Here is a 22831-nt window from a genome sequence, read left to right on the forward strand (position 1 = left end):
TTCCGTCCTGCCCCCCCAACATCGAGATCCGGTGGTTGATGTCGAGCATGCGGCCATCGCGGTGGCGCACCGTCATCGTGCCCAACCAGTCATTGCGGGCACGGCACTGCTCGATGAGCGCCGATATCGTCGGCGTTTCCTCGGAAGGCAGCAGCACGAGTGCGGCGGACCGACCCACCACGTCCCCGGCGGAGTACCCGAGAAGCTGCTCGGCGGCCTGCGTCCATGCGACCACCGTCCCACGCTCGTCGAGCATCGCGACCGCCGACTCGGATACCTCGCGTGTGTTCGCTCGGTTACCAAGGGTCATCCTGTCCGTGTTGGTCATCGAGCTGTCCTCCTTACCTAGGTGACTCGTTCTCACGCGGGTCGGCTGCGGCGGCCAGGACCACGGCGGGGTGGACGGCTGGAGCAGCATGTGTCCCGGCGGGACGTGGACGACCTCGGCCGGGTCCCGCTGAGATCAAGTCGTTTAAATTTGTACCTTTTGGGTGGTCGACAGGGCAGGGCTCCGATCTGTGACAGGGCTGCAGCCGTGGCTGATATCAACGCGGTCCACCCCGGCCGCCGCAGGTCCGCGGGAGGGGTGGAATACGCGGGCACCGCAGATCCGGCAAGGCAGCGGCCGACCTCCCGACGTGCTGGCCGCCCAACGGCGCGAGCGCGCCCGCATTCGTAGTGAGAAGGGCATCCGCTGGGGCGGCCACCAGGCGGGGGATCTCGCTCCGGGGGTGATCGCAGAAGGAGCCGCGGTAGGGCTGCTTCGTGCCCGCCCATCACGGCGCGCGTCCTGCTGTGACGGCTTGTAGCCTGATGATCCAGAGTTGGAGGGCTCCCATGCGCGCCGGTGATGACGCAGACTCCCTTGAGCGGGCAGCGAGGGATTTCATGGCTGCGCGTCCCCGACTCTTCGGCATTGCATATCGCGTGCTCGGCACTGCCGCGGAGGCCGAGGACATCGTCCAGGAGGCGTGGCTGCGGTGGCAGACCACCGACCGTTCCGACATCCAGGAACCGGCAGCGTTCCTGGCTACGGTCACCACCCGCCTGGCGATCAACTGCGCCAAGTCCGCCAAGACGCGGCGCGAGTCCTACATCGGGCCGTGGCTTCCGGAGCCGGTGGACACCAGCACGGATCCGCAGCTGGGAGCGGAACGGGCAGAGGCACTCCACATGGCGGTTCTCTTCCTCCTGGAGAAGCTGAACCCTGTGGCTCGTGCTGCTTACGTGCTCAGGGAAGCCTTCAACTATCCGTACGAGCAGATCGCGGACATCCTGGAGACCAGCGAAGCCAATACGCGCCAGTTGGTCAGCCGCGCCCGCAAGCATTTGTCGGCGGAACGCAGGGAGCCGGTCAGCTCCAGCGCTCACCGACGCCTGCTGGAAGCGTTCGTCACCGCGGCGCAGACCGGTGACCTGTCGGCGCTCGAGGAGCTTCTCACGGCGGACGTGGTCAGTTACGCCGACGGTGAAGGGAAGCGCGGGGCATCCAAGATTCCGGTCGTCGGGCGTTCACGCGTCTCCAAGACCCTTGTCGCCTACGCCCCGCGTTTCTGGCCTGAGACGGACATCCGCTGGGTCGAGGCCAACGGCAGGCCGGCTGCGCTGGTCACGGCCCACGGAAACGCGGTGGCTCTGGTGACCGCCGATGTGTCGGAGCGAGGCATCGAGCGCCTTATGTGGGTGGTGAGCCCAGCCAAACTGGCTCCCTACGTAGCTTCACTAGACATTTGAGGCAACCCCCTTCCGTCGGTTCTGCGTTCGCGTGCCCGCAAGCGGGCTGGCGCAGCTCAGGATGCCCCTGGTCTACTCGGACCCTCGACGTTTCCACCCAGCGCAGCAGACCGTCGCTTTACAAGTTCGATCCCGGGCGAATACTGGCTGCGGAAACGCACAACCTTGGGTGGCCCCAGGTTCTCCCGCGTCCAGCCCGATCCATCACCATCCGGCGACGTTGATGTCAGCTGGTGATGTCACCCTGTTCCTCCGCGGGCAGGCGCCGAGGGTCGATGTCAGCTGACCGCGACGAAACAGGGGGACCGGAGATCGATGAGTTCACACACGGCAGCATCCCGTTGTCCCTCAGGCAGGTTGTGCGTCAGAACCGTTGCTTCAGCGCGGATCCCGGCATCGAAGCATGCGGGATTCTGAGTCACAGTCGCTGTGAGGATCTTCACCCGCGCTTCTTCTATGGAAGTGCTCCGATTGTCCGTGTCTGCTTCCGGCTGCAGTTGCTTGCGCACCTGACCCGCAAGACGCGTAAACGTCTCCTTGGCTGGCTCGCACTGCACCGATAGCTCGGCCGAACCGGTCCCCCTCGCTGCCCCGGCGGCGTACCCGCCTGCAGCAAACACGATTGCACCCACAGTGCCAGCGGCAATGGAGATCGCTCTCTTCACGGGACAGGATGCTATCTGCCCACGTCAAGCCCCTTCCCGCCCCGCCTGGCATACGACGACGGACGTGTTCCCTTGCATCTCAGGCAGGGTTCGAACCTGTAACACTCGCTTTAGGAGTCAGGTGGGGCGAGTGCCGCTCTGACCGGTGAACTATGGGCGGAACGGTGCTCTCCCACACGTTCTGGCATCCGCCATGGTCCGTGGTGCTTGGGTGCCCTCGCGTGCCCTGAGGGAACGGCTACATGATCTTGACATGGGTCCGGGCCCCCGCGTCCACTTGCCTGGACGGTTGGAGAGGTATCAATGGACAACGTCCGGGGGGTTCCATGGCGTGAGGCCGCCCGCAAGACGGGGTTCTGCTGGGCGCTGTGCGCGGTCGTAGCCGTTATTCTCAGCCTCTTTGGAGGCATGGAGGACGGTCTGCCCGTCGCCGCGCCCGTCGTAATGGTGCTGACCCGGTGGTTTTGGGAACGGCATCGCTACTGGGTCGCAGGCATCGCCGCGACTCTCGCAGGCAGCCTCGGCGTTGGCTTCCTCGTCGATCTGACCCGTCGGCATCTCGGGAACATGTATGGCGACGCACTCGCCACGGCCGTCGGCGCGACGGTGGCCATCGTCGCCTTCACCGCCGTTTCTCGGCTGACAGCAACGCCATCCGGATCTGCGGCGCGGCCCAATCCGCGCTGACGGTCTTCAGACGGGACCGTGGTCACTTGCAGGATGCTACGCGCTCGGCGGCGCGGAGCTTTGAGCTGGCAGGCCCCTCGATGCGAACTATGGGCGCGACGGTTTCCGCCGGCCAAGCGCGTAGGCAGCACAGACCGCGGTCACCGTCATGACGATCCGGATGACCTTGTCCGTCTCGGAGAGCGCAAAGATTGTGAGTATGGCGACGTAGCTCCGCTCCCACCATGCGCTGTTTCGCCAGTGGATCCGGTTACCGGACATCACCAAGCGAGCGATGACCAGTATGAGGCCGATCCCAACGCACAGCCCGAGGGCGTACCAGTCTGCGGCCTGCATGTCTTGTCCTCTGCTTCTGATGACCTACGTGCCCAGCCGGGACATTACCGGCACGGCCCGCGTGCTCTGACCTCGGAGGTCGCACACAGTTCTTCTGGAAGTGATGAGCCGAGTCTCCGACGTGCGGCGGCTCACCGTAGCTGCGCCTGTGACCTGCCGGGATGCCGGGACTAGTTGTCATCATCTGTCAACGCCGGTTCGCCTCGGACGGCCCAGAGACGGCCCCGGGCAGTTATTGAAAGCCACCGTGGATCCCCAGGGTGGGCAACGGCTGCTGCCAAGTACCGGCTAGTTCGGTTAGTGCCTCGCGTGCCAGCTGGCGCACCTTGAGCCACCCTGCGTCGGCCGTCAGCGCCTCGTACGTCCACCTGGAAGCCTGCTCCGCCCCGCTCATCGCGTCGAGGATCGCGTCAATGCGTGCGAGGCGCGACTCCATCGCAACGTCGATACGGCCGGCCTCGGCGAGGAGCACGATGGAGGCTCGCGCGTTCTCGTAGTCCAACGCCAAGTCGTCGGTTTCGAGTCGGTACTTGTCGAGCCATGCTGTCTGGACCTTCGCGTCCAAAGCGAGCATCGTGAGTGTCTCGATCAAGTACTTCCACGCGCCTGCTTCGGACAGCCTCTGCTCGCTCATTCGGCCCCCTCGGCGCCCATTGGACCACGAGGTTGGCGTAGCGACTTTGGCCAGGAGCTGTCGGCGAGTGACGTCAAAGGCCCCCGGACCGATCCGGGGGTCTTTGTGCTGGTGGGGCTAACAGGATTTGAACCTATGGCCTCATCCTTATCAGGTCGATCACAGGGGTCGGCCACGTCGACCAACTGCCCCTGTGCCTCGACCGATCGTTCACTGAGGTCCGGCCTCGTCCGCTGCCGTTCGCGCTTGTTGGTGTCAGCCACTGGTGTCAGCCGCCGCACGCGGTCTTGGCGAGGGCTGTCTCATCCGATCGCTGTATGGCTGGGAGCGGAGGTCGGACCGCGTTCTTCAGGAGGGTGAGCGCCGTGCAGCCGTCATGCGCGAAGGCGGCCGACGCGCTGGCCGACGTACTGCAGCACCCCACCGCAGATCAGCATGAGCAAGCTGCAGGCGAAGACGACCTCGGAGGCGGTGAGGTCGCGCACCGTGCCGCTGTACCGGGCCAGCGCCATCCCCGCTCCGAACACCAGGGCTCCGGAACCCCACAGCCGCGGCCGCAGGATGTACCCCCGCTGCCATGGCACGGCCCGGCCGGTCGTTATGGCCAGGACACCCGCCACGGCATAGAGCACCACGACAGCCGCCACGGCGACCAGTGAGATGACGTGCAGCATCGAACCCCCCTTGCCCAGGTGCCCGATCGTGGCACCGCGTGCTGCAGACGACAAGATCCACCGCCTGTTATTCCGGGCATGCCGCAGCGACCTGCGCTTTATCTCAGTAGCCGAAGAAGTGGTGGGCCGGGGCATTGACCTGCGGCTGCGAGAACGATCAACGCTGCGACCTGCGACTTAGCTGTCGTTGCTTGTCAGCGTTGGTCGTCGTTGTGTGCCCCGGACGGCCCGGCTTGGTAACGCCTGAGGCTTGCTGCGCTGGCGTTTAGTGGTCTCCGCGATGAGGCGCTACTGCTTGCGGCGCCGCGCCCCCACAGCGCTGGCCACGCCGATCGCCACCGCAAAACAGCACTGGGCGATCACGGTGGTCCACGATTCGCCCACCCACCACCGGGCCGCCGCGCACGCGAGCCCAAGTATCAACGCGATCCCGCCGAAGGCGATCAGCCCTCGTACCCCTCGTGACATGACGCCTTCCTACACATCCCCTCGCCTCCCAGGCACGGTTCCGTCCCATTGGACAGGCAAGCGGCGCGATCTCAGATCTTGGAGTGATTCTCTCGATCCGAGCGACCTCGACCGAAGCTGCGCTTGGCCGGGAGGATGGCGGCAGGCATGGCTACAAGGTAGACCAGGCCAGACCAAGGCTGAGGAATCTTGGATTGAAGCACGACCGTGAGAACTGCCAAGACCACAAACCAGGCGAGCAGCAAAGAAAGCCGGGCGAGGCGGCGCAGTCTGCCAGTGAACTTGCCTGATTGCTGCACGTGGTTGACGGTAGGTGGCTGCATGCGCGGACTGTAGCGCCGCCGCGTGCCCAGTGCGAGTTGCGGTGGCACGGGCACCTGCACCCTTCCTCCACCCACTACTCGCCCCAGCTCCCATCCCGTCCGCCGTCGACCCACACACCGTGGAGCAGGCGTGGTTCCTGGCGTCCAGGTGGAGCGCGCCACTGTACGAACGACTGTGAGGATTGATCACGGCATCGCTCGGCGGCCTGACCCACCGAACGATTGACGCTTCGGGCTGTCCTTTCCAGGAATCGTCGGCTGGCTGGGCGGTGCCGCTCTGCACGCGGCCGGTCGGGCGCCTGTGACCTCATAGGAGCCCGGCCAAAGGTCCCATCACAGTCTTGTCCTGACGCCCGACCGGCCCGTGCGATCCCTCGCGTATCGCACGGAAGGACAGCAGTAGCCAGCATGGCAGATCAGATCGCGGTGGTCGGCGGCGTGGACACCCACACCGACTTCCACCAGGCAGCGGTGATTGACAGCGTTGGCCGGCACCTGGCCACCGCTCCGTTCCCCACCACCCCCGACGGCTACCGCAGCCTGCTGGAGTGGATGCGCTTGCATGGTGACGTGCTCGCCGTCGGGGTTGAGGGGACCGGCGCCTACGGTTCCGAACTCGCCAGGTTCCTTCGGGCGAACGCCGTGACCGTGGTCGACGTCGACCGACCTGACCGCAGGGCCCGGCGGGTCAACGGCAAGTCCGACCCCGTCGGTGCCTACGCCGCCGCGACGGCTGTCCTGTCCGGCCGCGCCCACGGCCGGCCCAAGACCCGCGACGGCATCGTGGAGGCCATCCGGTCCCTGCGGGTGGTCCGCCGCTCGGCCATCAAGTCCCGCACCCAGACGATCAACCAGATCCGCACGCTCATCGTCTCCGCCCCTGCAGAGGTACGCGAACGCCTGCGCGGCCTGCCCACCCACCAGTTGATTGCGCAGCTGGCCCGTTCTCGCCCCGGCGCGGACCTCGCCGACCCGACCTGCGCAGTGCGAACCGCGCTGCGGCGTCTGGCCCGCCGCTACCAGCACCTCACCCAGGAGATAGCCGAGGCCGACGCCGAACTCGACCCCCTGGTCGCGCAAGCGGCTCCCGGGCTGGTGGATTTGATCGGTGTGGGCACCGAGACGGCCGCCCAACTCCTGATCACCGCAGGCGACAATCCCGATCGGCTGAAGTCCGAAGCTTCCTTCGCCCACCTGTGCGGAGCAGCCCCCATCTCTGCCAGTTCCGGCCGGACCAAGCGCCACCGCCTCAACCGCGGCGGCGACCGCCAAGCCAACCATGCCCTCCACACGATCGCCCTCGTGCGTATGCGCTACGACCCCCGCACCCGGCTCTACGTCGCGCGACGCACTGCCGAAGGCATGTCCAAGAAGGACATCTTCCGCTGCCTCAAACGCTTCATCGCTCGAGAGGTCTACAAGCATCTGACCAGCATGAATACCCCACAACTACACCTCCTACAGCCGCTTGACGATCTATAGGAGCTTCCTGGACGCCAGGGGCCGCGTCTGCTCGGCTCTGCCTGGGTCGACGGCGGACGGGATGGGAGCCCACCACGCACGCCACTACGGACCCGCAGCCGGCAACGGCGCCCCTCCATCCCGGTGCCGGCCGATCCCCCGCCGGAGGCATTGCCTGGACCGTGGCCTGCTCTATGCGGGTGATCGACTCATGGCCGCTGGCCCTATCCACCTGTGGGCGCGCGGAGGCGCAGCCGGGGCTTGATGAACGTAGGGAAAGTCTTATCCCGCCAGGGCGTTCGCATCTGTCCGGTCCAGGTAGACGCGCGACGCTCGTCGGTCCCAGCTGATGGTTGGCAGTGGCGGTGACCGGTTGGTTCAAGTCTGTGATCGTTCTCAAGGGCAGGGAGGGGCGTCATGATGCCAGGTCGCGCAGAACGTCGATCGTGGGAGGCTGCGCTTCGCGCCGTGACCGTCCGGGAACCCTGGGCGCGCCATTTGGTCTTCGGCAATCTGGACGTGCTGGCTCGTCGCAACGCCACACCCCACCGCGGGCTCGCGCTCATACATGCGGCGCGCACCGAGGATCACGCGGCCAAGCTCCCGGCGGGAATGCAGGGGAGGCCGACTCTGGATTGGCCGGGGTACCGCGGATGGCGATCGGACCAGCGGCCACGCCACTTCGGCCTGATCTTCGGAGTAGGCCAGCTGGTCGACTGCTCCAGGGCAGAGGCGACTTCATCGGGTGGCGGCTGGCTCTGGAGGTTCGCAGGCGTGCGCCCCCTGAGTCAGCCGATGCAAGCTCGCGGGCACTCAGGCCTGTGGAAGGTCGCCCCTCGGCGGCATCCGCGTTATTGAAACGACCGATTCGTTCTGGTGAGTCCGGTTGCTCGCCAGCGTCAAAACGTCACCTGCGATCAAAGCGTCGCGCATCAACTGGGACTAGACGGGTGCGTTCGCATCCGTCGTCGGTCCGTACCCGTCATCGATCACGTGTGGCGCTACGCCGAGAATCAAGTTCTCAAGGGCTTGCGGCATCGGCCCGAAGCTGGCTACCCAGGTCTCGACCAGGTAGATCTCGCTGACCTCATCAATGGCCAGGAAGAATCGACCGTGATCATGCTCGCCCACGGGGAAGAGCTGACGCCCGATCGACTCGCCCCACTCCAGAAACCGGCCTTCCTCGCTGCCCCAAGTCAGCTCTGGGTCCAGCTCGAACGGCTGTCGCGCACGACTGATCCCCGGCCCGCTGACGTTGACCGCGAGACCGCCGAACTCGCGCAGGAAGGCCTCCGCGGCGTCGTGCATGGACAAGCCGGTTCGCTCGAACATAGATCGCCAGCGGCCTGTGTCTACCTTCCGTCCAGGTGCCCATCCCGAGGCGACCAACCCTCTCCCCAAGGGCAAGGAGTCGACCGCTGTCACCAAGACCACCGACGCCGTGGACAAGCGATCTTTGATGAACCCGGAGCAGGCGGCGGCGCTCCTCGACTGGATCCGCCGGCGGCCCCGCGGAGGTAAACGGCTGCATGCCTTCTTCGCCACGCTGTACTACTGCGGCCCGCGACCCGAGGAAGTCGTAGCCATGCGCGTGGAGGACGTGACGCTGCCCGCCTCCGATGCCGGCGACCAGTGGTCCGAGCTGCTGATCCACACGGCGACACCGGAGATCGGAAAGCAGTGGACCGACACGGGGGAGATCCACGAAGAACGCGACCTGAAGGGCCGGGCCGAGGGCGAGACGCGCACCGTGCCGGGGCATCCCGCCCTGACGCGGATCTTGCGGCAGCACATCGAGGACGAACGGCTCAAACCAGGGGATCTGCTGTTCCAGGGGGAGGCGGGTGGCATCCTCGCGGGCTCCGTCATCCGCCGGGCATGGCACAGTGCGCGCAAGGCGGCGTTATCTCCGCACGTCTTCGATTCGCCCACGGGGAGGCGCGTATACGACAACCGGCACACGCGCCTGACCAAGTGGCTCAACGACGGGATTCCGCCCGCCCAGGTGGCGGAGTGGGCCGGGAACAGCGTCCCCGTGCTCCTGGCCACCTACGCCCGCTGTGTCGATGGGCAGCTTTCCGACCTGAAGAAGCGGCTCGAAGCCGCCGGTGATCTTCCGGAGCCGCCTTGCGTCAGCTGATTCTCCAGACCGAGAACTTCGACACGTATTCGACACGGCCACCCGCGAAAACCCGGTGACAGCCGGACAACCCCGGAGCCTTCCCTTGATCGTCGAGGAGCGCCCGGGGCTTCGCCGTGTCGGGCCGCATCCGCCCTGACCAGCAAAAAGGCCCTCCCGGTGGGAGGGCTCTCAGTGGCGCCCCCGGCAGGACTCGAACCTGCGGCCAAGCGCTTAGAAGGCGCCTGCTCTATCCACTGAGCTACGGGGGCCGGTGTGGTGGCCTGTCTGGTGCCCGGGTATGGGCCGATCCGCGACCTTGCCGGGGACAAGGATAGGGCTCTCCGGTCCGTGTCCCTCGTGCTTCGCCTCCGTGGCTCGATGTGGAGGTTCAGTGAAGCGCTCCGATAATCGCAGGCAGGTACGAATCGTGCACCGCTTTTCGCGCCTCGCGCACCGGGTGTTGTGTACTCGTTATGCCTGCGCCCCAGTCGCCCCTTCCGTCCACTGTGTCCTGTCGGCGCGCAGACACATGCATATGCTTCAGAAAGCTGACAAAGTTGGGCATTCTTCGCATGTGGTGACCTTGGACGTACGGCCTCAGCTGTTCGAAGCACTCTCTGCCCTGCGCGACCGTGTCGCCGCCGCCCGCTTCCCGCTGCCCCTGGTGGGGGCTCCACGGGCGCGTGCCAACCGCGACGAGCTCCTCGCGCAGCTCGACGACTATGTGGTGCCCCGGCTGAGAGAGCCTGAAGCGCCCTTGCTGGCCGTCGTCGGGGGATCGACCGGAGCCGGCAAGTCGACCCTCGTCAATTCTCTCGTAGGGCGCAAGGTCAGCGAGGCGGGCGTGTTGCGGCCCACGACGCGTACCCCCGTCCTCGTGTGCCATCCCGAGGACCATCACTGGTTCAGTGGGATGCGGGTGCTGCCCCGCCTCACCCGCGTGTGGCTGCCGCACCAGGACCCTGGCGAGGATCTTCACGATGTAGAGGAGCTTCAGGGTGCCGTCGGGCGTGAGGAAACGGTGCTGCGTATCGAGACCGCCGACACACTGCCGCGCGGGCTGGCGCTGCTCGACGCGCCTGACATCGATTCCCTGGTCGCGGACAACCGGATCCTCGCCGCGGAGCTGATCAGCGCCGCCGACATCTGGGTCATGGTCACCACTGCCGCCCGTTACGCCGACGCCGTGCCCTGGCATCTGCTGCGGACCGCCAAGGAGCACCGGGCGACCCTCATCACCGTGCTCGACCGGGTACCGCACCAGGTCGTGTCCGAGGTGTCGCGGCAATACGGCGCTCTGCTCACCAAGGCCGGGCTTGGCCACGTGCCCCGGTTCACCGTGCCCGAGCTGCCCGAGTCCGCCTGGGGCGGGGGTCTGCTGCCCGCCACCGCGGTCGCGCCCCTGCGTGCCTGGCTGACGTACCAGGTGCAGGACCCCGCCGCCCGGGAGGCCGCCATGGCGCGTACGGCCCGGGGAGTCCTCGACTCCCTGCGGTCCCGTATGCCTGAGCTGGCCGGCGCGGCCGCCGCTCAGTACGCCGCGGCTCTGCGGCTCACTGCCGCCGTCGACACGGCGTACGACAGCGAGTACGCGCGCGTGCGGCACAGTCTGGAGTCCGGGGCGGTGCTCGCCGGCGACGCCCTGAAGCGGTGGCGCAGCTACCCCCTCGACTGCACTTCCGGTGAACTCCTGGACTCATTGACCGGGAGCCTGGCCGCCCTGCTGTTGTGCGCCGTCACGGCCGCCGACGAACGCATCGACGATGCCTGGCGGCGAGAACCCGCGGCTGCCGCTCCCGAGTTGACGAACCGTGATCCGACGTTGGAGAGTGCCGAGCACCGCATCGGGATGACCGTACGACGCTGGCGGCGCGTCCTCGAGGAGTACGCCGAGGAAGAGGTCCGCGACCTCGACAAGAGCGCCGCACCGGACTCCGACGCGGTGGCTGCCCTTCTTGCCACCACTCTCCTCGGTGGTGACCGGGCGCGGCCCGCCGGCGAGGAACTCGCCGAACGGATCGGCGCACACAAGGCGCTACGGCTGCGCGATCGCTCCGCAGGCGTGCTGTCCGAGTACCTCGACCGGGCGCTGCGCACGGAACGCGAGCGCCGTCTGGCCCCTCTGGACGCCCTCGACGTCCAAGTCGAGCCCCAGGCCGAACTCATTGCCGCGCTGTCCGTACTGCAGAAGGAGAGGTGACCGTGGTGACTCCCGCCGGCGACCGCACGGGTCACGTCCAACATCCGAAGGCCGAGCCCGCGGAGGAGCGCTCGGACGGCGCCGTGGCCGCGGCCGGCCGGCGAGCCCGGGACGGGCGGGGGGTCCCCTCCCTCCGCACGGCAGGCGACGACATCGTGCACGCGCGCGTGGAGCGCGGTTCCGACCGGGCCGGCACGGAGGGCGGACTCGGGGGGGCGGGTACGAGACGCGATTCCGTCCGGGGCGGCAGGAAAGGTGATCACGTGCCCGAAGGCCCGCGGAGTCCGGCGCGCCCGAAGGGGGGCCAGGGCGCGGATCCCGGAGCCCGGGAGGGTTCTCCAGCGGCCGGAGCGACCGCGAGCGCGCAGGAGGACGCCCGGCCTTACGCGGGAATCGACTCGAGGCACGCCGGCACGGGGAACGGCCCCGGACACGGGCGCGCGGGCAATGACGCAGGGCACGCGCGCGTGGGGAACGACCCAGGCCACGCGTGGGCGGAAGGCGGCCCAAGACACTCGCCTGTCGCGGGCGAGGACCCGCATGCGCGGGCGGATGACGAAGCCCGGCACGCGCGTGTGGAGAGCGACCCGCTGTGTGCGTGCGCGCAGCGCGAAGAGCCTGGGAACGGCATCGGAACCACCGGCTGGGACGACGGACTGATCGCGAGGCGCGTGCTGGGGATGGCCCTCGATCAGGAGGGGGGCATGATCGTGGAGCCCCGCTCTCCCGTGGCTCGACAACCCGAGCCCCTGGCGTACGACGGCCCCTTGCGGTCGCGGCTGGATGCGCTGCGCGAGCTCGTGGGCCTGTCGCGGACCCGGCTGGACGGCGACACGCTCGCCGAGGCGGGCCGGGTCCTGGACGAGGCGTCCGCGCGCCGCCGGCTCTCGGGGGAGCACACCGTGGTCGCCATCGCGGGTGCCACCGGCAGCGGCAAGTCGACTCTCTTCAACACGCTGGCCGGTGTGGCGATTTCGGAGACCGGCGTACGGCGGCCGATGACGGCGGCGCCCGTCGCGTGCAGTTGGAGCGACGGCGCGGCCGCGCTCATCGACCGGCTCGGCATCCCGGGACGGTTGCGGCGGCGCCCGATGCAGTCACCGGACGACGCCCAGCTGGCGGGGCTCGTCCTGGTCGATCTGCCCGACCACGACTCCGCGGTCGTGAAGCACCGGGAGCAGGTCGACCGCATCCTGGCGCTGGTGGACGCGGTCATCTGGGTCGTCGATCCCGAGAAGTACGCCGACGCAGTCCTGCACGAGCGGTACCTGCGGCCGCTGGCAGGGCACGCCGAGGTCATGTTCGTCGTCCTGAACCAGGTCGACCGGCTGCCCGGGGAGGCCGCGGAGCAGGTGCTCGACGACCTGCGGCGGCTGCTCGACGGGGACGGTATCGCGCTGGGTGAGTACGGCGAGCCCGGGGCGACGGTCCTCGCCCTGTCCGCGCTCAGCGGCGAGGGCGTGGGCGAACTGAGGGAACTGCTCGGTCAGTTCGTGGCGGAGCGCGGGGCGGCGGCGCGCCGCATCTCCGCCGATGTGGACGCGGCCGCGGCCCGCCTCCGGCCCGTTTATGCGGCCGGTGGCCGCGGCGGGCTCAGTGAGGAGGCGCGCGAGGAGTTCACCGCACGCCTCGCGGACGCGGTGGGAGCCACCGCGGCGGGCGATGCCGCCGAGCGTGTGTGGCTGCGCAACGCCAACCGAGCCTGCGGCACGCCCTGGTTGCGCTTGTGGCGACGGTGCCGGGACCGGCGAGAACCCTCTACGGGACGGTTGCCCGTGCGTGCGCCCGCCGATTCCGAGCGCACCCCCGCGGATGAGGAAGCCACCGCACGGCAGCGCGTGGAGCAGGCGGTACGGACGGTGGCGGACCGGGCCGCGACCGGGCTTCCCACGCCCTGGGCCCAGGCGGTGCGTGAGGCCGCGGTGCGTGGCGCGCAGGGACTGCCTGAGGCCCTCGACGAACTGGCGGTGGACGTCGCCAAGGCGCCGGACCGGCCGCCGCGCCCGGGGTGGTGGCCCGCCGCCGTGATGGCCCAGGTGGCGATGACACTCCTCCAGGTCGTGGGGGTGCTCTGGGTCCTGGGCCAGATCATCGGGTTCATGCCGACCGGCCTCGGGACGCCGGCGCTGCTGGTGCTGGCCGGCGTCGTCGGTGGCCCGTTCGTCGAGTGGAGCTGCCGGATGGGTGCGCGCGGACCGGCCCGGAGGTACGGGCTGGAGGCGGAACGGCGGCTGCGGGAGGCGGCGGCCGGGTGCGGACGGGCACGGGTGCTGGATCCGCTGGCGGCGGAGTTGCTGCGGTACGGGGAGGTGCGGGGGGAGTACGCGAAGGTCACGGGGGTCGAGGCGGGAGCACGAGTGAGGTGAAGCCCGGTCGGCGGAGATGCCGACGATGGGCGGACGGACTCGTTCGGGTGGCCGATTTGTCCACAACCGGCCGGTAGCCCACAGCGCTCAGCGGGCTCGTCCCGGCGGAGGCAGTCTGATCCCGCGGCGATCGCAGCGAACGCGGTCGTCGTAGGGCGGCGGTATGCGACCTGGCAGGTCCGCCGCCGCAGACGCAGCCGTACGGGACGGGCCCGTACGTGTACCACCCGGCCTGTGAGCCGGGACGAGGGAGGGGTTCCGCATGAACGAGACGACGGTGTGCGTGGTCGGCAACGTCGCCACTCAGCCGGTGTACCGGGAGTCGCCGACGGGTCCGACGGCGCGCTTCCGGCTGGCGGTGACGGCTCGGTATCTGGACCGGGAGAAGAACACGTGGACGGACGGGCACACCAACTTCTTCACGGTGTGGACCCGGCGCTCCCTGGCCACCAACGTGGCCGCGTCCGTGGCCGTGGGCGATCCGCTCGTGGTCCAGGGGCGGCTGAAGGTACGGACCGAGCAGCGGGAGGGCCAAGGCTGGCTGTCGGCCGACCTCGACGCGGTGGCGATCGGTCATGATCTGTCGCGGAGCACCTCGGCCTTCCGGCGGTCGACCAGGCCCGAGGCACAGGGCGGGACGTCACCGCAACCGGAGCCCAATTGGGAGACGGAGTCGCCGGGTCGGCCCGAGGAACCTGACCAATCCGGGGCGGCGGCCCTACCTGAGCCCGAGCCTGCGGGAGTGACGTGACGTCAGGCAGGTGCGCTCAAGCCCGCTCCGCCTGAGCTTGGGCCCAACTGCCGCTTATCGAGGCATCCATCGGACAACGTCCCAAGGATCCTTATGTAACTCATCGATAAGCGCAGCTCACAGGCTGTGTGAGCGATAACGATTCCGAGTCGGATCGGTTATCGGATGACATTACTGGGGAGGGGGGTGCGCCGCGTTCATAGGATGCCGGACGTAGTTCTCGGGGCTTCTGATTCTGCTGGTGGGACCGCACCCCCCACGTCAACGGGTCCTGCTCGAAGGGGAATTCTGTGTTTTCTTCGTTGTCCGCGTCGCCCGCACGCAGGCGAGGGGTCGCCCGCCTCGCCGCCGCGACGCTGGTGTCCGGACTCGTCGCGGCAGGCCTGCTGGCCACCGCGGGCGTGGCGGTCGCCGACGGGACACCGCAGAGCGAGGGTGGCGCAACCGCGACCATAGGCGGCCTCAAGACATACGGTGCCGCCGTCGTCCATGACGGCGGCACGGAGGAGCAGGTGTCCGCAGGGCTGTTCGAGATGTCCGTCGACAACGGCGGCACCCTGCAGACGTACTGCATCGACATTCACAACCCCGCGCAGAAGGACGCCAAGTATCACGAGACGCCCTGGAGCGGCACGTCTCTGAACGGCAACAAGAACGCGGGCAAGATCCGCTGGATTCTGCGCAACTCCTACCCGCAGGTGAACAACCTGGCGGCACTGGCGGCCAAGGCCGGTGCGAGCGGCCTCACCGAACAGGACGCGGCGGCCGGCACCCAGGTGGCGATCTGGCGCTACTCGGACGGCGCTCACGTGGACGCGGTCGCCCCCCGGGCGGAAAAGCTCGCGGACTACCTGGAGAAGAGCGCCCAGGACCTCCCTGAGCCCTCGGCGTCCCTGACCTTGGACCCGCCCGCCGTCTCGGGCCATCCCGGGGAGCGGCTCGGCCCGGTGACGGTCCACACGAACGCCGACAGCGTCACGGTGACACCGCCGGTTGACCCCACGATGTCCGGCGTCAAGATCGTCGACAAGGACGGCAAGGAGGTGACGTCCGCCGCCAATGGCGCACGAATCTACTTCGAGGTGCCGAAGAAGGCGCAGGACGGTTCGGCCGAACTGACCGTGCAGGCGTCGACCACCGTGCCGGTCGGCCGGGCCTTCGCCTCCGAGACCCGGAGCCAGACGCAGATACTCGCCGGCTCCAGCGAGTCGACCGTCTCGGCGACGGCGACGGCGAGCTGGGCCTTCACCGGCGCGATACCCGCGCTGTCGGCCGAGAAAAATTGTGCCAAGGGCGGCCTGGACATCACCGCGACGAACACGGGCGATGCGCCGTTCACGTTCGAGCTGATGGGCACCTCGCACTCCGTTCCGGCGGGAAAGACGCGGACCGTGACGGTCCCGTTGCAGGAGGACCAGGCCTACGACTTCTCGATCAAGGGTGCGGGCGGCTTCGGGAAGTGGTTCAAGGGCGTCCTGGACTGCAAGACCGAGAGCAGCACGGGTGGACTGGCGGCCCAGCTCCTCACTGAGCCGAGCCCGGCGACGGTGGGCGGTACGGCACCCACGGACACCAACCTCGCCGAGACCGGCACATCGAGCGCGACCCCGATCATCGCGGGCACGGCGATCGCCTTCGTCGTGATCGGCGGCGCGACGCTCGTGCTGCTCCGCAAGAAAGAGACGCCGACGGTCGACTGAGTCCACGCGGCCGGCCTCCAGGCTGTTCCATCGGCCGCCGTCGTCCACGCCCTGTGGACGACGGCGGCCGACGGCACCTCATTCAAGCCGCCTGGGGACGATCCTCATCCACGCACTCGCCGAGCAGCCCCCGGAGCGCAGGCTAGCGGCGATCGTGCTGATCGCCGCCCCATTCGTCGGTCAGGGCGGCTGGCCAGGCGACGAGTTCGAGCTGCCCGGCGACCTTGGCGCGAGGCTGCCGCACGGCGCGCGGGTGCATGTGTTCCACGGACTCGAGGACGAGACCGCCCTACCGTCGCATGCCGACCTCTATGCCCGCGTGATTCCACAGGCGAAGGTGCACCGGCTGCCCGGGCGCGATCATCAGCTGAACAACGATCTGAGCGAAGTGGCCAAGGCGATCTGCCCCGACAAACACTGAAGCCTTCAGCCGCGTTCCCGAACTCTGTCCCCGCAACGGAGTACGTAGCGCTGCTCACGCGAGGCCACGGCGACCACGAGGCGTGGGTTGCGCGGTGAGGATCTCGTCGATGACGTCTCCAGCGATCTTGGCCAGTGGACTCCGAGACGCCTCACGAGACGGCGACCACGGCCGAGTCATCAAGCTGAGGTGGAAAGCTTTAGGGCTGACCCAGCGCCAACTGGGCGAAGCCTGCGGCCGTAGAAGGGCGCTCTGATTGACTTGGCGGCCGCAGGTTAGGCCACCCGTAACCAGTCATGGCTGAGCCGGCAGCCGGGCGCCTACCGGTCGGCCTTGCACTCAGCTCTCTTGCTACTCGACCATGCCGATGGCGAAGGGGAACGACTCCAGGAATTGGCGCCGCGCAGGATCTTGCTCAGCTTTGGCCAAGTCCGCGAACACCTGCAACAGGCGGTGGCGTTGGTCCATGGGCTGTTGCAGCAGCACCCAGCCGACGCTCTCCATCATCTTCACCGCGGAGTCGGGATCCACTTCCTCGTCCCCGCAACTATCCAGCCACCACACGACATCGACGAGTAGACCGGTAAGTGCCGGCACGAGCGGATCCATGGCAGTCATCCGTGCAACCTAGCCGACTCTTACGACACCGCTTCCTGGGTGGGTGAGTGTCTAACTGCGTGACAACGCCCACGGACAGCGGCGGACAACCGCACACCTCTGCGGACTACCCGTCGCTGATGAGGATTCCTGAAATTGGCTCTGTCCGCCGTTCCGTGAGGCTTCTTCAGAAGGACCGGTAGATTCCTTCGGGATCATCGTGAGCCCATGCGGCGTACTCCTCGAAGCCCAGGTTGCCGATGCTCAGATTTGCGTGGACGTCGTGAACCCCTGCGGGGATGGTGCGGAACTCGCGGCCGAACTCGGTCAGTTGCTCGTAGTCTTCGTCGTCCACGCACTCCTCCCGCGTCAGCGTGGTGACCGCCAGCAACGCGTGGCTTTCGGCCTGCATGGTTGTCCGGTCGGCGAGGAAGACAACGGCCAGGTTCTCGTCGGCGCAGACCGCATTCAGCACCTCGTCAACGGTCGCTCCTGCCCAGGCCGGGTCGTCTACGAGGTGGACGTGAGCCTCGTATTGCCTGTCCCCCCAGGGCTCCATCAGCGCCGCTGTCACGTCCTGCCACGCCTGGTCGTCGTGGTAGTCGGTCCTGACGACCAGGACGTCGAACTCATCACGGCCGGTGACGGCGGGCAGCGCTCTCATGGATCTTTTTCCTCGGTGACGATCGGTGAGCCGTGCCCGACTGTCTCACGGGCCGTTTTCGAGGCTCTGACCGCGCTCGCGTGAGCACCGTTGATCAAGCTCCGGAGGCTCTGGTCCTCGCGGCCCTACTTCCGTGAGGGGCGATGTGGAGTCTTGATGTGCGGGGTCGCGAATGTGACCATGCGGTGCAGCACGGCGACAGGGATGGCGGGGTTGCGGGCGGCGGTTTCGGCGCTGTGTGGGTCGAGCAGGAGCGTCATCAACTCTGACGTCGAGGGCTGGGCGCGGCGGGCGGCATCTCTGTCATCGGCTGAAGACTATGACCCGGCCAGATCGCGGCAAAGCGGGATACGGAACACGGTACTTACCCGAGCGGTGACCAACGGAATTCACTGGCAGCTGGATGCACAACCAGATAGCAGTGGGTTGTGCATGCGAGTGGATTCCCCGAAGGGGCCTGACGCCGCTGCTTCCTGGGACTGGAATGCGGGTGGCTTCGGGTTCAATGCGGACCCGCGGACGGCAGTTACTGCCTCACCGGCCCGGTCCCGGGGACTGCAGGAGCCGATGCACGATGGCTCACCTTCGACCCGTTGTCTTCGATGCCACAGCGATCAGAATCGCCACGAACCAGGTGGTCAAGACCTATCCCTTTCCGAGGGGGCACGGGCTGCCGGACGGCAGGTTCTGGCTGTTCGTGAGGCCGCCCGGTTGGCCGACGAAATCGGAGGGAACGGCACTCGACACACCCCAACCTCTCGATCGGGCCGGCAGGCCGGTGTCCTTCAAGCGCTTCTGAACGCTCTTGCAGCCGATGCCGCTATCGAACGCCTGTGCGACGTGGCACCGGCTGGTGCTACAGAGGGAGCTTCGTGCCGGCCGACAGTTGACGGCAGTCCTTGACGGCAACAGCAATGGACGTCGCCGTATCCCTCAACCTTTTGGCGCGTGCCACGGCTCTGGGTAGTCATGATCTGCCCATGGACGAGTACGTGTGGCCCACGGGCCGCAAGGCGCCGGCGGCCGAGGCGGTTCGGCGGTGTTGGGAGGCGACCGTCGTCGCTCTACCGGTTGGCACTCGCGTCGGTGGGGAGGTCATCGGTCGCCAGCGCTTCGGAGTCTTCTTCCGTATGGAGGGTGTCCCGAACGCTGTGGCGCTGGCTGAGATCACGGCCATGCCGCGCTGGATGGAGCTGCCCGCCATGGGCGCCTACGTGGAGGGCGAAGTGATTGATCATGCTCACCACAACCACCAGGTGAAGGTTCGGCTGCCCGGTTGATCACTCCCGGGCCGTCTCTGGGCCGTGCGAGGGCGCCCAAGGGCACTCGACGGCGACCGACAGCGACAGACGAGCCACAGCCGCCACCAGTGAAAGCCCAGGTCAGAGGCCCCAGGCGTAACGGGTTTCCGCTCAGGGGTGGCGGTCAGGCAAGATGGGGTGTATCTGCCCACTGCCAGATTTCAAGCTGCCGGACGGTTTCTCTTGGCTGAGTTCATTTACACCATGCGCAAGGCGCGCAAGGCGCACGGCGACAAGGTGATTCTCGACGACGTAACCCTGAGCTTCCTGCCGGGTGCGAAGATCGGCGTCGTCGGTCCGAACGGCGCCGGTAAGTCGACCGTCCTCAAGATCATGGCCGGTCTTGAGCAGCCGTCGAACGGTGACGCCTTCCTCACTCCCGGTTACAGCGTCGGCATCCTGCTCCAGGAGCCCCCGCTGAACGAGGAGAAGAACGTCCTGGAGAACGTCCAGGAGGGTGTCGCCGAGATCAAGGGCAAGCTCGACCGGTTCAACGAGATCGCCGAGCAGATGGCGGTCGAGTACACCGACGAGCTCATGGACGAGATGGGCAAGCTCCAGGAGCAGCTCGACCACGCGAACGCGTGGGACCTGGACGCGCAGCTGGAGCAGGCCATGGACGCCCTGGGCTGCCCGCCCGGCGACTGGCCCGTCACCAACCTCTCCGGTGGTGAGCGCCGCCGCGTCGCCCTGTGCAAGCTCCTGCTGGAGCAGCCCGACCTGCTGCTGCTCGACGAGCCCACCAACCACCTCGACGCCGAGTCCGTGAACTGGCTGGAGCAGCACCTGGCCAAGTACCCGGGCACCGTCGTGGCCATCACCCACGACCGGTACTTCCTGGACAACGTCGCGGAGTGGATCCTCGAGCTCGACCGCGGCCGCGCCTACCCGTACGAGGGCAACTACTCCACGTACCTCGAGACCAAGGCCACGCGTCTGAAGGTCGAGGGCCAGAAGGACGCCAAGCGGCAGAAGCGTCTGAAGGAAGAGCTGGAGTGGGTCCGCTCCAACGCCAAGGGGCGGCAGGCCAAGTCCAAGGCGCGTCTGGCCCGCTACGAGGAGATGGCGGCCGAGGCCGACAAGATGCGGAAGCTGGACTTCGAGGAGATCCAGATTCCGCCGGGCCCGCGTCTGGGCAGCGTCGTGGTCGAGGTCGACAAGCTCAACAAGGCCTTCGGGGAGAAGGTCCTCGTCGACGGCCTCAGCTTCACCCTGCCGCGTAACGGCATCGTCGGCGTCATCGGTCCGAACGGCGCGGGCAAGACCACGCTGTTCAAGATGATCCAGGGGCTGGAGGAGCCCGACTCCGGTTCGATCAAGGTCGGCGAGACCGTCAAGATCTCGTACGTCGACCAGAGCCGCGAGAACATCGACCCGAAGAAGACGCTGTGGGAGGTCGTCTCCGACGGGCTCGACTACATCAACGTCGGCCAGGTCGAGATGCCGTCGCGGGCCTATGTGTCGGCTTTCGGCTTCAAGGGCCCGGACCAGCAGAAGCCCGCGGGTGTCCTCTCCGGTGGTGAGCGCAACCGCCTCAACCTCGCGCTCACGCTGAAGCAGGGCGGCAACCTGCTGCTCCTCGACGAGCCGACCAACGACCTCGACGTCGAGACGCTCTCGTCGCTGGAGAACGCGCTGCTCGAGTTCCCGGGCTGTGCCGTGGTCGTCTCCCACGACCGGTGGTTCCTCGACCGCGTCGCCACCCACATCCTCGCCTACGAGGGCGACTCCAGGTGGTTCTGGTTCGAGGGCAACTTCGAGTCGTACGAGAAGAACAAGATCGAGCGGCTCGGCCCGGACGCGGCCCGTCCGCACCGTGCCACCTACAAGAAGCTGACCCGGGGCTGATCTTGCGGCACATCTACCGCTGCCCTCTGCGCTGGGCGGACATGGACGCATACGGCCACGTCAACAACGTGGTGTTCCTCCGCTACCTGGAGGAAGCCCGTATCGACTTCCTGTTCCGCCCGGACAAGCAGTTCAAGCAGGGGTCCGTGGTGGCGCGCCACGAGATCGACTACAAACGCCAGCTCGTCCACCGGCACGCGCCGGTGGACATCGAGCTGTGGGTCATGGAGATCAAGGCCGCGTCCTTCACGCTGGGCTACGAAGTGAAGGACCCGGACCAGGTCTACGTCCGGGCCTCGACCGTGATAGTGCCGTTCGACTTCGAGGCACAGCGGCCGCGGCGGCTCACCGCCGAGGAGCGGGAGTTCCTCGCGGGGTACCAGGACGACGAGGAGGAGGCCGTCGCCGCATGACGGTGCTCCATCTCAAGGACGACGGGGAGGCGGCGGACCTCGCCGCCTTCCTGGCCAGGCTGATCCACTACGACCGCGGTGCGGTGGTGCGTGTGCAGTCGACCGGGACGACGCTGGCCGTGTTCGGGCGGCCGCCGTCGTTCGAGGTGCTCGCCGTCCGGGCGGTACGGCTGGCCAAGCCGTACGAGAACGGCCTGGAGGTCGGGCTCGACGTGACCGTCTCGGCCGGTGAACTCCTGGAATCCGTCGATGAGTCGGCGGCCACATCCGGCGTACCGGCGGCCGTCACCGGGCCGCCGTGGGCCGGGGTCCTCCCGCCGCGCAGCGGCTGGCGGCCCGAGCCGGGACTGCCCGCCCCCGACGTGCTGCGGGCGACCGTGGCCGCCGCGGTCGCGGAATTCCGTTCGCGTACGGAGGAGCTGGCCCCCGAGCGGCGCACGCGTACCGAACTCGACCGGATCGGCAGAGAGATCTGGTCCCGCGCGATCGGCGACACCGAGCTCCCGGTGCGGGCCGCGCACGCGGCGCAGTCGCTCGGTTTCCTCCGCCCCGTACCGCGGTCGGCGTCCGGCACCGAGCCGCTGGGGTTGTTCTCGTCGGGCACGTGGCTGAGGCTGCGGACACCGTACGGCTCGATCGCCGTGCGGCGGGCCGGGCTCGGCGCCCTCGACGTCAGTGTCCGCTGACGGCAGGGATCCGCCGCCGGGCAGCAAGCCTGCGGGCCGGGAGTCCCTGGCCCCGGCCCGGACCTCTCGGACTCACTCCGGGCTGTTCACCATCGACGCCGCCGCGTACGTCAGGTAGTTCCACAGCGTGGTGCTGTGCTCCTCGGAGAGGCCGAGTTCGTCGACGGCGACCCGCATGTGCTTGAGCCAGGCGTCATGGGCGGCCTGGTTCACGGTGAACGGGGCGTGGCGCATGCGCAGGCGCGGATGGCCGCGCTTCTGGCCGTAGGTCGTCGGGCCGCCCCAGTACTGGATCAGGAACAGGGTGAGGCGCTCCTCAGCCGGACCCAGGTCCTCCTCCGGATACATGGCCCGCAGGGCCGGATCCTCGGCCACCCCCTCGTAGAAGCGGTGCACGAGACGGCGGAAGGTCTCCTCACCGCCGACCTGCTCGTAGAAGGTCTGCTCCTGCAGCGTGCCGCGCCGAATCTCTCTCACGTCGTCCATGGTCTCAGACGCGACGACCGAGGTCCCAAGGCTTAGGACCACCCCTCTGAACCGCCCGCTGGCCGGGCAGCCGGTGGCGCCCACGATCGGGCAGCCGGGACCTCCCCGTACCGGGCAGCCGGCCGCGTGGTCCCAGGCGACGGCGCGTGGGGGCGGGAGGGGGCCGGAGTGCGCCTCAGGACCCGCAGAGCCGCACACCTGGCCACGCCCCTGACCACCGGACCGCAAGGCCGCACGGGTAACCCCATCCAAGAACATCGCGCGCGAATGCCGCACGATTCGATGGCAACCGGA

The 22831-nt window shown here is 67.9% G+C and carries 23 protein-coding genes and 1 tRNA gene; 13 read left to right on the top strand and 11 right to left on the bottom strand.

Features of this window, described 5'->3' with window-relative positions; genetic code table 11:
- Positions 1-328, bottom strand: a 328-nt coding sequence (locus ACWDA7_RS19845; protein WP_450605566.1) for a PAS domain S-box protein, incomplete at its 3' end; no start/stop codon positions are given.
- Between the two features lie 509 nt (positions 329-837).
- Here ACWDA7_RS19845 and ACWDA7_RS19850 point away from each other — a divergent pair.
- Positions 838-1734, top strand: coding sequence for an RNA polymerase sigma-70 factor (locus tag ACWDA7_RS19850; protein ID WP_450605615.1), 897 nt, complete (start codon positions 838-840; stop codon positions 1732-1734).
- A 278-nt stretch (positions 1735-2012) separates the two neighbouring features.
- Here ACWDA7_RS19850 and ACWDA7_RS19855 read toward each other — a convergent pair whose 3' ends face one another.
- Positions 2013-2399, bottom strand: a complete 387-nt coding sequence (locus ACWDA7_RS19855) for a hypothetical protein (RefSeq protein ID WP_450605567.1) — start codon at positions 2397-2399, stop codon at positions 2013-2015.
- 303 nt (positions 2400-2702) lie between these two features.
- Here ACWDA7_RS19855 and ACWDA7_RS19860 point away from each other — a divergent pair, with 303 nt between their 5' ends.
- Complete coding sequence (locus tag ACWDA7_RS19860; RefSeq protein WP_450605568.1) at positions 2703-3086, top strand: hypothetical protein; 384 nt, start codon at positions 2703-2705, stop codon at positions 3084-3086.
- An 87-nt stretch (positions 3087-3173) separates the two neighbouring features.
- On the opposite strand, the gene ACWDA7_RS19865 is transcribed toward ACWDA7_RS19860, so the two are convergent.
- The 4 genes from ACWDA7_RS19865 to ACWDA7_RS19880 form a co-directional block, all read right to left on the bottom strand.
- A complete protein-coding gene (locus ACWDA7_RS19865; RefSeq protein ID WP_450605569.1) occupies positions 3174-3422 on the bottom strand; it encodes a hypothetical protein in 249 nt (82 codons plus the stop codon).
- Between the two features lie 232 nt (positions 3423-3654).
- Positions 3655-4056 (bottom strand): hypothetical protein, encoded by a 402-nt coding sequence (locus ACWDA7_RS19870; RefSeq protein WP_450605570.1) that lies wholly within the window; start codon positions 4054-4056, stop codon positions 3655-3657.
- Between the two features lie 374 nt (positions 4057-4430).
- Positions 4431-4730, bottom strand: coding sequence for a hypothetical protein (locus ACWDA7_RS19875; protein WP_450605571.1), 300 nt, complete (start codon positions 4728-4730; stop codon positions 4431-4433).
- A 539-nt stretch (positions 4731-5269) separates the two neighbouring features.
- Positions 5270-5521, bottom strand: a complete 252-nt coding sequence (locus ACWDA7_RS19880) for a hypothetical protein (RefSeq protein ID WP_450605572.1) — start codon at positions 5519-5521, stop codon at positions 5270-5272.
- A 408-nt stretch (positions 5522-5929) separates the two neighbouring features.
- Between ACWDA7_RS19880 and ACWDA7_RS19885 the strand changes: the two genes are divergently transcribed.
- Positions 5930-7003 (top strand): IS110 family transposase, encoded by a 1074-nt coding sequence (locus ACWDA7_RS19885; protein WP_450605573.1) that lies wholly within the window; start codon positions 5930-5932, stop codon positions 7001-7003.
- Between the two features lie 921 nt (positions 7004-7924).
- Here ACWDA7_RS19885 and ACWDA7_RS19890 read toward each other — a convergent pair.
- Entirely contained in the window at positions 7925-8314 is a 390-nt protein-coding gene (locus ACWDA7_RS19890; protein ID WP_450605574.1) for an SUKH-3 domain-containing protein, read from the bottom strand.
- Positions 8315-8330: 16 nt separating this feature from the next.
- On the opposite strand from ACWDA7_RS19890, the gene ACWDA7_RS19895 reads away from it, so the two are divergent.
- Positions 8331-9122: a tyrosine-type recombinase/integrase gene (locus tag ACWDA7_RS19895; RefSeq protein ID WP_450605575.1), complete on the top strand. Its 792-nt coding sequence runs from the start codon at positions 8331-8333 to the stop codon at positions 9120-9122.
- A gap of 175 nt (positions 9123-9297) precedes the next feature.
- Here ACWDA7_RS19895 and ACWDA7_RS19900 read toward each other — a convergent pair.
- A tRNA-Arg gene (locus ACWDA7_RS19900) sits at positions 9298-9373 on the bottom strand.
- Between the two features lie 305 nt (positions 9374-9678).
- Between ACWDA7_RS19900 and ACWDA7_RS19905 the strand changes: the two genes are divergently transcribed.
- The 5 genes from ACWDA7_RS19905 (at position 9679) to ACWDA7_RS19925 (ending at position 16542) form a co-directional block, all read left to right on the top strand.
- Positions 9679-11304: a dynamin family protein gene (locus tag ACWDA7_RS19905; protein WP_450605576.1), complete on the top strand. Its 1626-nt coding sequence runs from the start codon at positions 9679-9681 to the stop codon at positions 11302-11304.
- Between the two features lie 392 nt (positions 11305-11696).
- Positions 11697-13670, top strand: coding sequence for a GTP-binding protein (locus ACWDA7_RS19910; protein WP_450605616.1), 1974 nt, complete (start codon positions 11697-11699; stop codon positions 13668-13670).
- 262 nt (positions 13671-13932) lie between these two features.
- Entirely contained in the window at positions 13933-14421 is a 489-nt protein-coding gene (locus ACWDA7_RS19915) for a single-stranded DNA-binding protein (protein ID WP_450605577.1), read from the top strand.
- Between the two features lie 290 nt (positions 14422-14711).
- Complete coding sequence (locus ACWDA7_RS19920; protein ID WP_450605578.1) at positions 14712-16121, top strand: Cys-Gln thioester bond-forming surface protein; 1410 nt, start codon at positions 14712-14714, stop codon at positions 16119-16121.
- Between the two features lie 154 nt (positions 16122-16275).
- Positions 16276-16542: a hypothetical protein gene (locus ACWDA7_RS19925; protein WP_450605579.1), complete on the top strand. Its 267-nt coding sequence runs from the start codon at positions 16276-16278 to the stop codon at positions 16540-16542.
- Between the two features lie 351 nt (positions 16543-16893).
- On the opposite strand, the gene ACWDA7_RS19930 is transcribed toward ACWDA7_RS19925, so the two are convergent.
- Positions 16894-17139 carry a hypothetical protein gene (locus ACWDA7_RS19930; RefSeq protein WP_450605580.1) on the bottom strand — a complete coding sequence of 82 codons (246 nt, stop codon included), beginning with the start codon at positions 17137-17139 and terminating at the stop codon, positions 16894-16896.
- A gap of 187 nt (positions 17140-17326) precedes the next feature.
- A complete protein-coding gene (locus ACWDA7_RS19935) occupies positions 17327-17803 on the bottom strand; it encodes a DUF6924 domain-containing protein (RefSeq protein ID WP_450605581.1) in 477 nt (158 codons plus the stop codon).
- 980 nt (positions 17804-18783) lie between these two features.
- On the opposite strand from ACWDA7_RS19935, the gene ACWDA7_RS19940 reads away from it, so the two are divergent.
- From ACWDA7_RS19940 to ACWDA7_RS19955, 4 genes are all read left to right on the top strand, one after another.
- Positions 18784-19083, top strand: coding sequence for a hypothetical protein (locus ACWDA7_RS19940; protein WP_450605582.1), 300 nt, complete (start codon positions 18784-18786; stop codon positions 19081-19083).
- Between the two features lie 204 nt (positions 19084-19287).
- Complete coding sequence (gene ettA, locus ACWDA7_RS19945) at positions 19288-20952, top strand: energy-dependent translational throttle protein EttA (RefSeq protein ID WP_360999239.1); 1665 nt, start codon at positions 19288-19290, stop codon at positions 20950-20952.
- Positions 20953-20954: 2 nt separating this feature from the next.
- A complete protein-coding gene (locus ACWDA7_RS19950; RefSeq protein WP_450605583.1) occupies positions 20955-21365 on the top strand; it encodes an acyl-CoA thioesterase in 411 nt (136 codons plus the stop codon).
- The gene (locus ACWDA7_RS19955) at positions 21362-22051 is read left to right on the top strand and encodes a hypothetical protein (protein WP_450605584.1); all 690 of its coding nucleotides are present in this window, start codon (positions 21362-21364) and stop codon (positions 22049-22051) included. The genes ACWDA7_RS19950 and ACWDA7_RS19955 overlap by 4 nt, the downstream gene beginning before the upstream one ends.
- Positions 22052-22123: 72 nt before the next feature.
- Here the strand turns inward: ACWDA7_RS19955 and ACWDA7_RS19960 are convergent, their stop codons facing one another.
- Complete coding sequence (locus ACWDA7_RS19960) at positions 22124-22537, bottom strand: globin (RefSeq protein WP_359400643.1); 414 nt, start codon at positions 22535-22537, stop codon at positions 22124-22126.
- Positions 22538-22831: the final 294 nt, after the last annotated feature.

The organism is Streptomyces sp. NPDC001156 (genome assembly GCF_053598275.1).